Source organism: Variovorax sp. 38R (assembly GCF_014843395.1).
Taxonomy (GTDB): Bacteria; Pseudomonadota; Gammaproteobacteria; order Burkholderiales; family Burkholderiaceae_C; genus Variovorax; species Variovorax paradoxus_H.
The window spans coordinates 5,409,322-5,424,342 of the sequence record NZ_CP062121.1 but is presented as its reverse complement, the minus strand read 5'-3'; the positions used below and the strand labels follow the sequence as shown (position 1 = coordinate 5,424,342).

14 protein-coding genes are annotated in these 15,021 nt (G+C 63.0%); 10 read left to right on the top strand and 4 right to left on the bottom strand.

From position 1 onward, the window contains the following. The first annotated feature begins 148 nt into the window (after nucleotides 1-148). Complete coding sequence (locus IG196_RS25150; protein ID WP_225616790.1) at nucleotides 149-778, top strand: L,D-transpeptidase; 630 nt, start codon at nucleotides 149-151, stop codon at nucleotides 776-778. A 618-nt stretch (nucleotides 779-1,396) separates the two neighbouring features. Here IG196_RS25150 and IG196_RS25145 read toward each other — a convergent pair. Further along, nucleotides 1,397-2,077 carry a GNAT family N-acetyltransferase gene (locus IG196_RS25145; protein WP_225616789.1) on the bottom strand — a complete coding sequence of 227 codons (681 nt, stop codon included), beginning with the start codon at nucleotides 2,075-2,077 and terminating at the stop codon, nucleotides 1,397-1,399. A 298-nt stretch (nucleotides 2,078-2,375) separates the two neighbouring features. Next, a complete protein-coding gene (locus IG196_RS25140) occupies nucleotides 2,376-3,107 on the bottom strand; it encodes a response regulator transcription factor (protein WP_192193496.1) in 732 nt (243 codons plus the stop codon). Nucleotides 3,108-3,567: 460 nt separating this feature from the next. Between IG196_RS25140 and IG196_RS25135 the strand changes: the two genes are divergently transcribed. Next, nucleotides 3,568-3,756 (top strand): hypothetical protein, encoded by a 189-nt coding sequence (locus tag IG196_RS25135; RefSeq protein WP_192193495.1) that lies wholly within the window; start codon nucleotides 3,568-3,570, stop codon nucleotides 3,754-3,756. 557 nt (nucleotides 3,757-4,313) lie between these two features. Here the strand turns inward: IG196_RS25135 and IG196_RS25130 are convergent. After that, a complete protein-coding gene (locus IG196_RS25130; protein ID WP_192193494.1) occupies nucleotides 4,314-5,270 on the bottom strand; it encodes a LysR family transcriptional regulator in 957 nt (318 codons plus the stop codon). 89 nt (nucleotides 5,271-5,359) lie between these two features. Between IG196_RS25130 and IG196_RS25125 the strand changes: the two genes are divergently transcribed. The 4 genes from IG196_RS25125 to IG196_RS25110 all read left to right on the top strand — a co-directional run bounded on the left by IG196_RS25125 (nucleotide 5,360) and on the right by IG196_RS25110 (nucleotide 9,256). Beyond that, the gene (locus IG196_RS25125) at nucleotides 5,360-6,577 is read left to right on the top strand and encodes a CoA transferase (protein ID WP_192193493.1); all 1,218 of its coding nucleotides are present in this window, start codon (nucleotides 5,360-5,362) and stop codon (nucleotides 6,575-6,577) included. A 23-nt stretch (nucleotides 6,578-6,600) separates the two neighbouring features. Then, nucleotides 6,601-7,866, top strand: a complete 1,266-nt coding sequence (locus tag IG196_RS25120) for a DUF1254 domain-containing protein (protein ID WP_192193492.1) — start codon at nucleotides 6,601-6,603, stop codon at nucleotides 7,864-7,866. Nucleotides 7,867-7,896: 30 nt separating this feature from the next. After that, on the top strand, nucleotides 7,897-8,874 hold the full coding sequence (locus IG196_RS25115; protein ID WP_192193491.1) for a Bug family tripartite tricarboxylate transporter substrate binding protein: 978 nt from the start codon (nucleotides 7,897-7,899) through the stop codon (nucleotides 8,872-8,874). Between the two features lie 241 nt (nucleotides 8,875-9,115). Then, a complete protein-coding gene (locus IG196_RS25110) occupies nucleotides 9,116-9,256 on the top strand; it encodes a hypothetical protein (RefSeq protein WP_225616788.1) in 141 nt (46 codons plus the stop codon). 134 nt (nucleotides 9,257-9,390) lie between these two features. Here IG196_RS25110 and IG196_RS25105 read toward each other — a convergent pair whose 3' ends face one another. Beyond that, nucleotides 9,391-10,074: a TetR/AcrR family transcriptional regulator gene (locus IG196_RS25105; protein ID WP_192193490.1), complete on the bottom strand. Its 684-nt coding sequence runs from the start codon at nucleotides 10,072-10,074 to the stop codon at nucleotides 9,391-9,393. 220 nt (nucleotides 10,075-10,294) lie between these two features. On the opposite strand from IG196_RS25105, the gene IG196_RS25100 reads away from it, so the two are divergent. From IG196_RS25100 to IG196_RS25085, 4 genes are all read left to right on the top strand, one after another. Next, entirely contained in the window at nucleotides 10,295-11,761 is a 1,467-nt protein-coding gene (locus IG196_RS25100) for an MFS transporter (RefSeq protein WP_192193489.1), read from the top strand. A 40-nt stretch (nucleotides 11,762-11,801) separates the two neighbouring features. Then, nucleotides 11,802-12,782, top strand: a complete 981-nt coding sequence (locus IG196_RS25095; RefSeq protein WP_192193488.1) for a Bug family tripartite tricarboxylate transporter substrate binding protein — start codon at nucleotides 11,802-11,804, stop codon at nucleotides 12,780-12,782. 41 nt (nucleotides 12,783-12,823) lie between these two features. Further along, nucleotides 12,824-13,645 carry a TauD/TfdA dioxygenase family protein gene (locus IG196_RS25090; protein WP_192193487.1) on the top strand — a complete coding sequence of 274 codons (822 nt, stop codon included), beginning with the start codon at nucleotides 12,824-12,826 and terminating at the stop codon, nucleotides 13,643-13,645. 153 nt (nucleotides 13,646-13,798) lie between these two features. Further along, the gene (locus tag IG196_RS25085; RefSeq protein ID WP_192193486.1) at nucleotides 13,799-14,959 is read left to right on the top strand and encodes a porin; all 1,161 of its coding nucleotides are present in this window, start codon (nucleotides 13,799-13,801) and stop codon (nucleotides 14,957-14,959) included. The last annotated feature ends 62 nt before the right edge of the window (nucleotides 14,960-15,021 follow it).

The window sequence follows — 15,021 nt, the reverse complement described above, 5'->3', positions numbered from 1 at the left end:
CACCGGCGCCTCAATCGGCACCAGCACCACGCCCTGCTCGAGCCGATCGTGGTTGATCACGTGAGATGCTGAGATGAAATGCGGCCGCCGCCTTTTGTCGGCGATCGCATATCGATCACAAGTTCTCTTAGTACCGCTCGCGTTGCCTATGAAGAATTCGCTGCTCCTGTCCATCGTTCTTGCCTCTGCGGCAAATTTCGGCCAAGCCGCAGGTGCTGTCGAGTCCGTCGCTGGTATCGCCGTGCCAGCCGACGTTCGCCAACTGGCTCAAGCGGCAGTTGGAACGCGCGACAACCAAGGCCTCGCTTTTGCGGTCGTTGACAAGAAGAGCGCGCGTGTCTTCATCTATGGTGACAACGGACGGTTGCAAGGGGCTTCGCCCGTACTGTTGGGGTTAGCCCGCGGCGACGAGTCTGTTCCGGGAGTAGGCGAGCGAAAGATGTCCGACATCCGGCCCGAGGAGCGCACAACGCCTGCGGGGCGTTTCGTCTCGGAACCCGGAATCAACCTGCAAGGCGAAGACATAGTATGGGTCGACTACGACGCAGCAGTCTCCATGCATCGAGTTCGAACGAACAACAGGGCCGAGCGGAGGTTGGAGCGGCTGGCATCAACAGATGCAGAGGAACATCGAATTTCCTACGGGTGTATCAATGTTCCCGCGCCGTTCTATGACATCCATGTGAAGCCTGTTTTTGGCAAAGCGCGTGGCCTGATCTACGTCCTGCCGGAAGGACGCCCTGCGCGCGAGTATTTCAAGTTTCTTCCGACCGACTGACGCCCCGCATGTGCAGGGCCTCGGGCATTGCATTGATATGCAGATTCGCTGCCCGCACAAATCACCCTCAGTCTGCAAACCATCTCCTTCACAATTTTTAGCTGGACCTTATCGGCCAGATTGATGCTCGAAGCCGATTCATCTCAAGGAGTGTCTATGAAAAAAACCACGATCACTGTCATGTTCGCGATCGCCGCGTCCTTCCTCATGAGCGCCTGCGTCTATCGCGCATCTCCGCATGCGGAGCCGGCGCCTGCGCACAAAGGGGGGTTCTGCCCCCCCGGGCAGGCTAAAAAGGGCAATTGCTGATTCGGCAGCTACTCTGAGTTGCCGGCATGTGGCTTCGCCCGGTCTCTGATCCTGGATTCCCATTGAATACTCAGCCGAGGGAGGAGAACTCGGCGGGTTCAAGGCCGAGCTGAGTTTCGCGAAAGACGCGGATGGCAAGGCGAATATCCACCGGGTGCTCCTTGCCAACGGGCCGCTGACCGATGCGCAGCGGAGCCGCCTGCTTGAGGTGGTGACCAACACGCCGGTCACAACGGTGATGCGTGAAGGCGCCGAGATCACGAGCGAGCGGGGGCGGCCGCCTGATTCAGTCAGTAGGTACGGCCCCGCTCAGTGCCGCGAGATCACGCGAACGACGGGTTCGCTGTGCACGCGGAAACCCATGCGCTCATAGATCCGCCGCGCGCTCGCGTTGCCTTGCATCACATGCAGCACAGGCACTTCACCGCGCTGCATCTGCTGCGCCACCAGCCGCGTGACGAGCCGCTTCGCGTAGCCCTTGCCCTGCGCGTCGGGGTGTGTGCAGACACCGCTGATCTCGCGCAGTGGGCCTGCCGCCATGCGTTCACCGGCCATCGCCACGAGCCGGCCGTTGTCGTCGAAGCAGCCGAAGTACTCGCCCAGTTCGATGGTCCGCGTAGAGAAGGGACCGGGGCGGGTGAGGGCGGCCAGGGCCAGCATTTGCTCGAGATCCGAAGCGCCCAGCCGGACCACATCAGGAAGCGTATCGGCCATGGGCGCAGGCGCGTCGCAGATCATCTTCACGATGACCGACTCCATGTCGACCTGCCACGTGGACGGCGCGGTGCCCGACCAGCCGATGGCATAGAAGTGCTCGTCCGGCGTGCAGAAGGGGAGGAGCGCGTCGAGGTCCGGATGGAGTGCGTCGGCAAAACCGACGATGGGGGAGAAGCCTGTGGCATACCGGCGGGCGGTTACTGTGCCGCTGGCATAGGGCGCATGCGGGCCCGAGAGGGCATGCCAGGTGAGGTTGGTCAGAAAGTCTGTCATGGGCATTAGATTTTTGTAGCTCGACAGAGGGTGATAGGGCTGGGCCCTCTCCAGCGACACAGTCACCTCGAGAACGCTTCAAGAGTCCTACGGCCTTGGCTGTTCTTTCATCGCTTCAAGCAGAAGTTTCTATACGACTTTGTGTTGCCGATCCTAGTCGAGGAAGCGGTACATCGCTCACATCGAACCGAATGGTCTGCTAGAACGTCTGCGAGATGCATTAGCAGCAGCGTTCGCGTCCTAGTGTAGGGAGCAGGGGGGACCTGACATGAAAGCGGCACGACCTTTCGCGAGGCAATTACCTGGCGGCCTGCTGCACGCGTTCTAACGTGTAGCCGACACCGTAAAGCGAACGCACCTTGAATTCACCCGTGACGATTGACTCTAGTTTCTTGCGAACCCTTGAAATGAGCGCATCCAGCGAGCGGCAGCCCTCCTTGTCATCGCTCGTCCTGGGGCCTTGAGGGAATTGTCGTCGCGACACAGGCGAATCAAGGCGCCGCACCAGTACACGCGCGATCTCGAACTCGGCGGGCGTCAGCACAATTTGTCTTCCCGCGTATTCGATCGACAGCCGACCGCGCACCATCTGAAAGCCGTGCAGTCCTCGCGGTGTCGTGCTTCTTCGCAATGACTTCTTCCCGTACAGCGACCTCACGCGCGCCATGACTTGCTCTGAGGTCCAAGGGGCCACGAGAACGCCGTCCAAATCGAAAAGCACGTCCCGTAGGCTTTCGAGTACCGCCTGCGATTTGACGAGCGCTATTGCCGGCGCAGAGCCTGAACGGCTTGCGCCGAGGCCGAACAACAGCTCCGGCAGCGTGCCCTCCATCATTTCGCCTAGTAGCAGGAACAGTCCGATGCCCGACATCGACGCCGCTTCGAGCAAATCTTCTTCGCTCGAAACAAAGAGCGAACGAAAAGCTGCCGCCTTCAGTGCACTGCGCAGCCCGTCGACCTCCTCATCGGGGTCCGTCAGGACGACCACGCGGTCGGTCATTCGATCCCCGCTCATCGAACCTTCTTTCACATCTCACTCCTCCAAGCTTGTGCGGAGAGGAACCCAACGGCACTCCTCCACGAGTGCTAAGGAATCAAGAAATAGAAACTATGACTCGTTTCGAAACGGGTTTCAATGCCGTGAGGATGGACGCGACCTGGCGGGACGCGACGGAAAGGCTTGTTGGCGGTCACCAGCACTTTTGCAGGAGCCCGCTGTGGGCAAAGCAGGCACGCCCACGATGCTGCGGAGCCTGCTTGTGCAGTTGCCTTGATCGCTGATCGGTTCGGTGGAATGTTCGACCGGCCTGGGTCTCGATCTGCTGGGAGCTTTTCGCAAGCTTCCTCTGCCGCATTTCCGCGCTCCTTCATGGGCGCCGGGGTACCCGTGACACAGGAAGCCAGGAGGCGGCATACATAGCCCGCGCTCAGGATGTTGACCTCTCTGAAATACTGTATAAAAATACAGTATCAAGACAGGGATTCAAATCATGAACAGCATGCCCGCCGCTCTTTGGATTGGCACTTGCGCGCACCGCTTGCAACAGCAGTGGCACACCGTAGACCCTATTGAGCTGGAAGACGTGGCTCGCGACCTATGGCGCGATGAGCGCTTCAGAGCGATGCCACCCACCGACGCCGCCACTGATTGGCTCAAGCCGATCTGTGAGGCGGGGTGACTGTCACGTCTGCAGCGTCAGGTGCATGCTCACCGTCCTCGATCCCCTCCGGGTCGTGCACCAAGATTGCATAGGCTAGCCTCGCCATGCGTCTGGGGTCTTCGTTGGCCGAGTGGCGAAAAAGTGCACGGCAGTTCTCGACGAGCCAATCACTGTCGTCCTCGTCGTTGTGTTGCTTACGGAGTTCGTCCTCGAACTCGTGCCACCACGCCGCCTGATCGGTCAGAGCGCGACCATCGGCCACGATGGGTGTTTCCGGCTTCCACATGGAAGAATGCTACTGCGGGCCTAATGCTGCCGCGGCCTTCGCCGCTCTAACACGCTCACTGCCAGTGAGGTCTGTGCAGGGAATGCGGCCACGAAGCGAAAAACCCCCGGAAGCGGTGCTCAGCGCGCTCAAGCGCCGGAAACTGCTTGCGTTGCAACCAGCTAGGTTTTCTGGGGGGAAAGCTAACCCTCGTAAACGCCTGCTTCTCGTGTGTTGGTGACCAGCGTGACGCATTGCGGCTGAACTGGCCGACTGAGAAGGAGAGGCTGTTGGCCCCTTGCACCGTTGCTCACCTCTTCGGAGCGATAGCCCCACCGACGAACCGAATGGCATCTGCAAACTCGTTGAGGATCGCGGGGCGCGCCATGCCGTCTCTTCGAAAGAACAGGCCGAACGACGGCAGGACGACCTGGGGCCCGACCTTGAGCCTCTGAACACCGCCCCTGGCGACTTCGTCCAACGCGTGCTCGAGCCGCACCGCGCACAGCAGCGAGGGGTCTTTGCGAAGCACGGTGCCGATCGTGACCGAGGACATGGCCTCGATGACGGGCACGGGCGGCGTCACGCCGCTGTTCAGGAAGACAGTCATGAACGCCTGCCTGACCAGCGTTTCCTTGGGGGGCAGCACCCACTGAGCAGCGCGCAGGTCGGCCCACTGCAACCTGCGTTTGGCAACGCTCGGGTTCGATGTAGCGGCGAGCACGCACAGCTCGTCCTTCAGCAGCACGACGGGCTCGAGCAACGGGATCATGTCGCTGGAGATCAGCTCGGGCGTGATGGCTCCGAAGACGCAGTCAAGCTCCCCTTCGAGCAGCCGATGAATGAGCTCGTGGACGCGGCCTTCTCGCAACTGCACGGCGGCGCCCGGCAGCCGCTCCCGCAGCTTGACGATGGCCGCAGGAACGGCGGCAGTGACCGACGGTGCACCGACGCGCAGCACCGCCGTCACGCCGCTTTGCATGGCGTCCACATCCGCAGTGGCGCGGGCCAACTCATGCAGCACGGCGCGTGCGCGAAACGCCGCGCTCGTCCCCAGCGCATTGGCATGGATGCCCAGATGGCTGCGTTCGAACAGCCGGGCCCCGAAGCAGCTTTCGAGCTCGCCGAGCATCTTGCTGATGGCAGGCTGGCTCAGATGCAGCCGCGCCGCTGCACCGCGCATCGTGGGTGTCTCGGACAGCGCCACGAGCAGCTCGAGGTGCCTCAGGCGCAGCGTGCGCACGAGGCGGTCGGTTTTGGTGTCCATTTCAGGCCCGTAAGGTATAGCAAATCGTGATCACTCCCTCAGGATTATCGAATTTTCAAGCATCGGGGAAGGCGATAACGTCGCGCCCAATGAACTTCGAATCCAAAGAGACAACCAGCGCCTCCGCCCCTGCATCCCCGCTGAAGAACGTGCGCGTGATCGACCTGGGACAGTACATCGCCGGGCCCGGCGCGGCCATGGTCCTGGCCGAGCTGGGTGCGCAGGTGATCAAGATCGAACCGCTGGCCGGCGACCAGGCCCGGCACATCGGCCGTTACGGCGAGTCGATGATCCGCGCCTACAGCCGCGGCAAGCAGTCCATCGCGCTCAATTTGAAAAGCGAGGCGGGCCGCGAGATCGCGTGGCGACTGATTGAGAACTGCGACGTCGTGATCCAGAACCTGCGCCCCGGCGCCGTGGAAGCGCTGGGCCTGGGGCCGTCCGCGGTGCGCGAGCGCTTTCCCAAGGTCATCTACCTGTCGATCTCGGGCTTCGGGGACCTGGGGCCTTCGAGTGCACGTCCCGGCTACGACATTGCGGCACAGGCCGAGAGCGGCTTGATGTCGGTTACGGGAGAGCCGGACCGCCTCCCGCAGAAGGTGGGGGTGCCGATCATCGATGCGGCCGCGGCGCACCTGGGGGCCCAGGCGGTGCTCGCAGCGCTCTACGGGCGCGCGCAGACGGGTGTCGGCGAGACGCTGCGCACGTCGCTGCTCGAGGTGGCGCTGCATCTGCAGGCCACCACCTGGTGTGACTACCTGGGCGGCGCGCCCGAGCCCACGCGCATCGGCGACGGCCAACCCAACAACGCACCCGCTGCCGAAGTGGTGCCCACGCGCGACGGCCACATCGTGCTGTCGGCCTATGCGGACGAGCACTGGGCGCGCTTCTGTCGTGTGATGGGCCGCGAGCCGCTCGCGACCGACCCGCGCTTTTGCACCAACGCCCTGCGGGTGCAGCACCGCAGCGAGTTGCGCGTCGTGCTGCGTGAATGCCTCTCGTCCTTCACCAGCGAAGAATGCGTGACGCTGCTCAGCCGCAACCAGATCGTGGTCGGCTTTGTCCGCAGCTACCAGCAGGTGCTGCAAAGCGCAGACGTGCAGGCCAGCGGAATACTGGTCGATGCACTGGGGGCGAACGGCGAGCGCTACCCGTCGCTGGCATTGCCCTACCGGCTGGGCGACGCGCCACGTGCCACACCGCCCGCCGCGCCCGCGTGCGGGGCCGACACCGATCGGCTCCTGGCCGAACTCGGGCTCGCGTCGAACGAGATCGACGAGCTTCGCCGCGCCGGCGCGGTGGCATGACACAAGAAGAGAAGGCACCCCTCATGAATTCGAAGATCGATCCCCTCTCGCACGGCTGCGACGCCGTCGTGATCCAGACGCTGCCGCTGTTCGAGATGATGCGGATGCGCGCGGCGACCACCGCACGCCGTCACCCCGTGCTCGGTTTCGCTGCGCCGGACGCAGCGTCGGCCGTGCGGTGGGTCAACCAGTTCACCCACACGCACCGCCGCCTCGGCCCGGACGACAAGGAAGTCGTCAGCCCGAACAACGACACGGTCTACAGCAATGCCTGGCTCGATCTGTCCGAAGGCCCGGTCGTCATCGAGTCGCCCGAGATGGGCGACCGCTACTGGACCCTCGGCCTGCTGGACGCGTGGACAAATCCGTTTGCCTACGTCGGGCGCCGCACGACAGGCAACCGGCCCCAACGCACGCTGGTGCACGGCCCCGCATGGCGCGGCGTCGTCCCTTCGGACGTCACGCAGACGATTGCCGCGCCAGGCGATGACGTGTGGCTGATCGGCCGCCATCTGGTGGAGGACGACGGCGACGATGCGGCGCGCGTGCGCGAGACGCAAGCCAGGATGCGGCTCGTGCGCCTGAACGGCAGCGACGCGGCGATGCGGGTGGACACGTGGATGGACGGCCGCGATGCCGGCATTCCACCGGCCGACCTATACCTGTCGATCGTGAGCGCCGCGCTGCAGCGCAACCCGCCGATGGCAAGGGAGTGCCAGGCGTGGCCTCCTGCCGCGGCCGCGCTTGAGGCGTCGCTGCCTGCTGTCTACGACCGGCTGCGCACCAGCAACCAGCCGCACGACCTGGGCGGTGGCTGGGCGATCCCGGTGATGGTGAAGACCCACTGGGACGACGACTACCTGACGCGTGCCCGCATCGCGCGCAACTTCATCGGCGCGCTGGGCGTCGAGGAGGCGATGTATCCCACCGCCGAGGTGGACGCGCGCGGCGCGCCGCTCGACGGATCGCAGCGCTACGAGCTGCGGTTTGCGCCGGGCAAGGGACTGAAGGTGGGCGCCTTCTGGTCGCTCACGATGTACCGCCGCAGCGACTGTCTTTTTGTCGCCAACCCTATCCACCGGTACTCGATCGGCGATCGCACGCCCGGCTTGCACCACGACGCCGATGGCAGCCTGGCCCTGCGGCTGCAGGCCGACGACCCGGGGCCGGGTGTCAACTGGTTGCCCGCGCCGAAGGGCGAGTTGTTCTATGTCGTGCTGCGGCTGTATCAACCGCATGCCGACCATCTGGAACTGCGATACGACTACCCGCCGATCCAGCCGATCTGAGACCCACAAAATCAACGGAGACACGCACGCATGACCTCAATGAACCGCCGACACCTTCTTGCCGCCGCAGCCGGCCTGGCCCTGCCCTGGAGCACGTCGAGCCACGCACAGGGCTGGCCGGCGCGGCCGATCCGCATGGTCTCTCCCTACGGTGCGGGTGGGTCGAACGACATCCTGACGCGCGTGCTGGGTGACTTCCTCGGACGGCGGCTCGGCCAGGGCATCGTCATCGAGAACAAGGCCGGCGCCGGCACGCGCATTGCCAACGACTTCGTGGCCAAGGCGCCGGCAGACGGCTACACGCTGCTGCACGCGGCCGCACCCATTGCCATCGGCGAGGCGCTGTACAAGGGCCTGCCTTACGATGTGCACAAGAACTTCGCTTCGATCGCCAGCACGGCCATTGCGCCCTTGTTCCTGGTGGTCAATGCCGATGCGCCGTACAAGACGGTCGCGGAGTTCATCAAGCAGATGAAGGCCGATCCGAAGGGCGCAACCTTCGGATCGCCGGGGGCGGGCTCGGCGCCGCACCTCACGGCCGAGCTTCTGCTGCGCGCCTCGGGCACGAAGGGCATCGTGGTGCAGTACCGCGGCGATGCGCCGGCCTACACCGAGCTCCTGGCCGGGCGGATCGACGCCACCCTGACGGCCATCTCGACCGCGATTCCCCACATCCAGGCCGGCAAGCTGCGGGTGCTGGGGGTCGCCAACGAAGAGCGCTCGCCGCTGTACCCCAACGCACCGACCTTTCGCGAGCAGGGCCTGCCTTCCGTCGTGGGCTATGGCTGGTACGGCGTGCTCGCGCCGGCCGGAACGCCGGCCAACATCGTCGAGCGGTTGAATGCAGAGGTCAACGCGGCGGTGGCCGACGCGGACGTCCGTCGCAAGGCCGAAGCGGCGGGACTGCAGCTGCGCGGCGGCAGCGCTGCGGACTTCAGTGCGTTCATTGCCAGCGAAACACGCAAGTGGGCGCAGATCATCAAGGCCGCGAACATCACGGCTGAATAATGAACGGGGCGCCTTGGGTGCAGCTATGGGCTGCACGTGCGTAGGTTGCTCCCTGAACGCGTCCGATTGGAGTACGAAAGGGCGCACGGCGATGCTAGGTAAAAACGCCTGCAGGCTGTTCGATCTGCGGTGAGGTGGTGATCGGCGGTGAAGGCGTTCAGAAGTCTGAATTCTCTTGGATGCCCATCGCCGCAATGTATGGCCCGGGTGATTGGCATTGGCTCCGCGCTCTTCGGTCACGATGCCGGACGTCCAGGTGAAGATGGCCGAGCGCGGCCTCGAGATGCTCAACACGACGCCCGAGCAGTTCACTCAGAACTACAAGCGGGATTTCGAAGTGATCATCCAGCGGATGCAGGAGTTCGGCATCGAGGCGCAGTAGGTTTTCCGCGGGAGGTCGGCAGGCGCGCTGCACCCGCCAAGACGCACATTGGCGAAGGGGCGAAGCCTGTGTCGCGCTGGCTCATTCCATTGGGCCGGACAGACTCCGACATAGTTCGCGATGGTTTTCGGGGGTCAGGGGCGCTGCTGAATCCTATCCGCGAGCATCTGTGAGACGAATCGCAGGTACTTTTCTATTTCACGGTCGGCTTTCGGACCTTTGCCAAACAGGTGGTCCAGCAGGGGTTGAGCTGTCGGAATAAATGCCGAAACGCTAAGTATCGTGAGGTGGATGTGTCGTGAGTCCACGTCGGCCGGAGAGTCGTCCAAGAGCATCGCTGTCAGCTCCATGGCACGTCGGCTGATTCGCTGCAGAGAATTTCCCGTTTTACCCTGCGACCCGTTGGCATCCTCTCCGTGATAGATCTCCGACAGTGCCAGTCGCTCGAAGTGGGGGTGTTCACGCATGAATTCCAACCGAAGCAAAAGGCGCTGATACACGCGCTCGGGTAGCGGCCCGCGAGAAACCAGCGCTGCTTCCATGCGGTCCTGCAGTTGCCCCATCAGTTGCTCGGTCGCTTCCCTGAGAACCCCCCTCAGGTCACCAAAGTAGTAGCGCACCAAGGTGCGAGTTACGCCGGCGATGCCTGCGATCTCCAGGATGCTCAGATGCTCCGGCGCTCGCGTCTTCAACAGCAAGATCGTGGCGTCGAGGATGCGCTGCTGCCCCACCGCTGCATCGGCAAGAGGGCGTCCGCTTGCACGCGGAGCTTTACGTTTGGGTGTGACCTTCTTTGACGGGGCGTTTTCAGTGGACATGCGGGATGGAGAACCATGAGCAGGATTGCATGCGCAAGGCTATCACCCCAGCGAATCTGACAGCGGTAGGGGTGCGCATGGCGCGCTCGTCAACGGCCGCGCGAACAAGGAGGCTGGGCCTCAACCCCTAAAAAAGATCGCTGTGTGGGCAGTGTTTTCCCTGATTCATTTAATTGCCACTAGTGGAAATATCTGGTCCTCGAGTGCTCTTGCTGCGCTGTTGAGCGAAGCACAAACTGATTCGCAGACGGGCAAGCGCATTCGCCATCCGGTCATCCGGCGTTGTTCGCTCCACGAGGAGAAATCCATGAAAACAGCTAGCACTTCCGCCTCACCCACAACATGGGGTGACGCACGGCATCCCGCATCGCTGAACCCAGATGCTCACAACCCCGCTGCATTGGAGGTAGAGCGACAAACGATCAGAACGGTCACCTGGAAGCTGGTGCCGCTGCTGTTCATTGCCTGGTTCGTCAACTATCTGGACCGCGCCACCATCGGTGTGATGGCCTTGCAGATGAATCAGGAGATTGGCCTTGGCCCCGAGGCGTTCGGCTTTGCGGTCGGGATTTTCTATGTCGGGTACGTCCTCTTCGAGGTGCCCAGCAACATGGTCATGCATCGGGTGGGTGCACGGCGCTGGCTTTCGAGAATCCTGGTTTGCTGGGGCGTTGTGCTGATCGGCACGGCTTTCGTTCGAACGCCCATGCAATTGAATGTCGCGCGCTTCCTGCTGGGTGTCGTCGAAGCGGGGCTCCTGCCTGCGATCGTCTACTACCTGGGGCTGTGGTTTCCCGCCAAGTACTTTGGCAAGCCGGTCAGCGTGGTGTATGTCGCTTGCATCATCTCGTTGATCGTGGGGGGACCCTTCTGCACGTTCCTGATGGTCCATTTCAACGACGTCGTGGGCTTCACTGGTTGGCGTTGGACCATGGTGCTCGAAGGCGTGATGGGCGTCGCAGTGGGGGTGGTCGCGCGCTTTTACCTGGTCGATCGACCGAGCGAAGCCACGTGGTTGAGCCAGGCGCAAAGGCTTTGGCTGTCTTCCGAGATGGACAAGGTTGCGCGAGAAGCGGCAAGCCAAGGTGCATCGAGCGCGTCTGAGGCATTCAAAAGCCCGATCGTCTGGCTGATGGGGCTGCTGTACTTCTGCACCGGCATTGCGTTCTTCGGAATCTCGACGTGGTTGCCCCAGGTGATCAATCAGATGGCGAAGCTTCCGCTCCTCACGATCGGCTTTGTCTTCTCCTTCCCATTTGCCCTAGGGGCCATTGCGATGATCTTGAATGCCCGACATTCGGACCGAACGCTGGAGCGCCGTTGGCATCTGACGGGAGCGTTGGCGGTTGGCGCTATCGGCATGTTTGCAAGCGGCTGGACCTCGGCTTCGCCCGGAATCGCCTATGCGCTGATCTGCGTGGCAACCATTGGGCTCACGGCTTCGCTCGGCGTGTTTTGGGCCATTCCGTCGACCTTTCTTTCGGGCTCTGGAGCAGCCAGCGGCATGGCCCTGATCAATGCCATCAGCAGTCTTTCGGGATTGTTGGGCCCCTGGCTGATTGGCATCGTTCTCGGCAGGACTTCCGACGTCACCGAGACGCTCTATTGGATGGCGGCGAGTCTGATCGTGGCGGCCGTACTGGCTGCACTGCTTCCGTACCCGAACGGCCGCAGCCAGCGTCGCTGAGGTGCTTCGACATGCGCGCAATGCCCAAGGAGTTTCCATCGTGGTGAAAACCCGACGCCAGTGGTTCGCTGCTGCGCTGTTGTGCGCTGTGGCCTGCTTCAACGGCCACGCCTCGGAGCCGGCACAACTCGACAGGCCTGTCACGATCGTGGTGGCCTACCCTTCGGGCGGCGATACCGATGCGCTGGCAAGGCTTCTGGCCGAGAAGTTGTCGGTCAGGCTCAAGCAGCCTGTGATCGTGGACAACCGGCCTGGCGCCAGTGGTGTCATCGGAAGCAGCTATGTCGCCAAAGCACCGGCAGACGGCCACGTCCTGCTGCTGGCACCAAGCACCTTCTCGATCGCGCAGTGGGTGCTCAAGACGGGCGTAGGGAATGGATACGACGTGCTCAATGGCTTCACGCCCGTCATCGAACTCGCGTCCGTATCGCTGTTCCTTGTCGCGGGTGAGCAAGCCGGGCTCAAGACCGTTGCGCAGGCGATTGCGGCGGCAAAGGCTCGACCGATGGTCTATGCGAGCCCCGGCGCCGGTTCGCCTATGCACATTCTTGGAGAAATGCTCAACAGGACAGCGAAGGTGCGCATCGACCATGTTCCCTACAAGGGGGTCGCGCCCGCGGTCAGCGACCTGCTGGGCGGCCACGTGCCGCTCAGCTACGTCACGTTGGGCTCAGTGGCGCCCCATGTTGCGACCGGAAAGATCCGGGTGTTGGCCGTGGCCGATCCGCAGCGCTCGCCCCTGGCCCCTGACGTGCCGACGCTGCGCGAACTGGGTTATCGGGACGTGGAAATACGCGCTTGGTACGGCCTGTTCGCCCCCAAGGGGATGAAGGCCGAGACGGTGAGGGCACTGAATGCGCACCTCAACGAGATCCTCCGACTGCTCGACGTGGCGTCGCGCATGGCAACGCTTGGCGCGGTTGCGGTGGGCGGGCCTGCAGAAGTATTGGGAAAAACCAACGCGCAAGATTTTGAGCGCTTCGGCCGAATCGTCCAGGAGCTTGGCATTCGCGCCGAGTAGCACCACACGCACAGAATCATTTACATCATCGAAACAGAATCATGCATATCGAACACATGACGCCGTACATCGGCTCCGAAATCAGCGGCATCGACCTGTCAGACCCCGTCCAGGTGGAAGCCCATGCAGATCAATTGCGCGCTACGCTGCACGAGCGCCAGGTGATCTTCTTTCGCGACCAATCGCTGAGCCCCTCGGATCAAGTCCGCTTCGCTCGGCTCTTCGGCAAGGTGGACCCAGTTTCTTCCACCTTTCCCGCGCATCCGGAGGAGCCCTTCGTCGAGTTGCTCATCAGCCAGGGAACTCGGACCGGAACCGACATCTGGCATGCAGACCTGACCTGGCAAGCCGTACCGCCCGCAGGTGCGTGTCTTTATGCGGTGGATGTACCCGATGCAGGCGGCGACACGATGTGGGCCAGCATGACCCAAGCCTATGCATCGCTGGACGGTGACATGCAGAACTACCTGCGAAAACTGAGGGCCGTGCACAACTGGGAGGCCCCAGCGCTGAGCGACAACCTGGCACGTCGAGATCCGAGTGGCGCACTTTATCGCGCGGCTCGGGAAAAAAACGTTCCGATCGAGCAACCCGTGGTGCTGGAGCATCCCGTGACAGGGAAGCCGCTGGTCTTCGTGAATGCGCTCTACACCACGCACATCCGAGGTGTCACGAACGACGAGAGTTCGGCACTGATCTCCATGCTCAGCGGGCTGGCCAAAGTCCCCGAATGGCAGGTACGGTTTCGCTGGCGGAAGGGCTCTGTGGCCGTGTGGGACAACATCGCCACCCAGCACTACGCGATCAACGACTACCACCCGTCGGCGCGCCGCATGCACCGCGTCGCCATCCGCCAGGGGTAGCCAAGTCCATCGGCCTTCGAGCCGAACCACCGTTTGACATCCAGGGCGCGCATCCGTCGATGCGCTCGCCAGGGATGCGTGTCGCCCGTCTCCGCCGCGGCGGTCAAAACCGTCGTGAATCCGTTCCGATCCCTATCCAGAGGAGTTCCTCCCATGAAATACCTTGGCGCATTGCTTGCGGTCTCTGTTCCCGGCCTCGTGTGGGCCCAATCGTCGGTCACGCTGTTCGGAACGGTCGATACGGCCGTCAGCCAGCAGTCGATCACTTGGCGCGATGCTGTGACGGGGCAGCGAGTCAAGCAGAGCAAGACCAGCTTGAACACGATGGCCAATCGCCCCAGCCATATCGGGTTTCGGGGAACGGAAGATCTGGGGGGCGGGCTCGCTGCCAGCTTTTGGCTGGAGGCCCCCGTCGCGACCGACAACGGATCGACCGGCATTGCCACGTTCAGCCGCCGCTCCACGCTCAGCCTGTCCGGCGGATTCGGTGAACTGCGCGTGGGCCGCGACTACACGCCCACATCCTGGAACGATCTCGTCTTCGATCCGTTCCAGACGCTGGGCGCAGGCGCGAGCGCGATCGCGTCGGTCTCCATCGGGGCAGCGGTGAACAACAACAACTACGTTCGGGCCAGCAACACCGTCGGGTATTTCCTGCCGTCCAGCCTCGGCGGCTTCTATGGCCATCTGCAGTATGGATTTTCCGAGACGACCCGTCTGTCCGGTGCCGAACCGGGCGCCGGGGCGTCTTCGCACAAAGGGCGCTATGCCGGTGCGCGCTTCGGTTACGCGAATGGTCCACTCAACATGGCGGTCTCGTACGGCAGCACCGTGCCCGTGGACGCTGCGGTGCAAGACCGAAAGGTGGTCACCACGAACCTGGGCGCATCGTATGACTTCGGCGCTGTGGCGCTGATGATGGAGCTTTCCCGGGTGCGCAATCACACGGCGACGGCGGGGTTTCCCAGGTCCGAAAACTTCGACGGTGCGCTGTTGGGGGTGACCGCACCGGTCGGCCCGGGGCTGGTCCGGGCGTCGCTCTCGACTGTTCGCTATGACGAAGGAGGCATCTTCGTCCAGGGGCCACGTCCCCGCACCACGAAGCTCGCTCTGGGCTACGTGCACAACCTGTCGAAGCGCACCGCCCTCTATGCGACCGTTGCCCGCGTGACGAATCGCAACGACGGCCGCTATTCGGGGGCGCTCCAATCTGCCGTCTCCGCTGGCTATGCCCCGGCCGATCCCTACTTCGGTCCCGGCCAAGTGCCGCGTGGCGCGACGGGATACGACTTCGGCATCAGCCATTCCTTCTAAGGTCATGAATCAGGATCAATTGAACTCTGGACAGGCGGTCGAAGGTCGATCATTGTTCTTTC

Coding starts and splice junctions, on each gene's coding strand:
- IG196_RS25150 (WP_225616790.1), top strand. CDS start 149: ATGAAGAATTCGCTGCTCCTGTCCATCGTTCTTGCCTCTGCGGCAAAT.
- IG196_RS25145 (WP_225616789.1), bottom strand. CDS start 2,077: ATGACAGACTTTCTGACCAACCTCACCTGGCATGCCCTCTCGGGCCCG.
- IG196_RS25135 (WP_192193495.1), top strand. CDS start 3,568: ATGAACAGCATGCCCGCCGCTCTTTGGATTGGCACTTGCGCGCACCGC.
- IG196_RS25130 (WP_192193494.1), bottom strand. CDS start 5,270: ATGGACACCAAAACCGACCGCCTCGTGCGCACGCTGCGCCTGAGGCAC.
- IG196_RS25125 (WP_192193493.1), top strand. CDS start 5,360: ATGAACTTCGAATCCAAAGAGACAACCAGCGCCTCCGCCCCTGCATCC.
- IG196_RS25120 (WP_192193492.1), top strand. CDS start 6,601: ATGAATTCGAAGATCGATCCCCTCTCGCACGGCTGCGACGCCGTCGTG.
- IG196_RS25115 (WP_192193491.1), top strand. CDS start 7,897: ATGACCTCAATGAACCGCCGACACCTTCTTGCCGCCGCAGCCGGCCTG.
- IG196_RS25110 (WP_225616788.1), top strand. CDS start 9,116: ATGCCGGACGTCCAGGTGAAGATGGCCGAGCGCGGCCTCGAGATGCTC.
- IG196_RS25105 (WP_192193490.1), bottom strand. CDS start 10,074: ATGTCCACTGAAAACGCCCCGTCAAAGAAGGTCACACCCAAACGTAAA.
- IG196_RS25090 (WP_192193487.1), top strand. CDS start 12,824: ATGCATATCGAACACATGACGCCGTACATCGGCTCCGAAATCAGCGGC.
- IG196_RS25085 (WP_192193486.1), top strand. CDS start 13,799: ATGAAATACCTTGGCGCATTGCTTGCGGTCTCTGTTCCCGGCCTCGTG.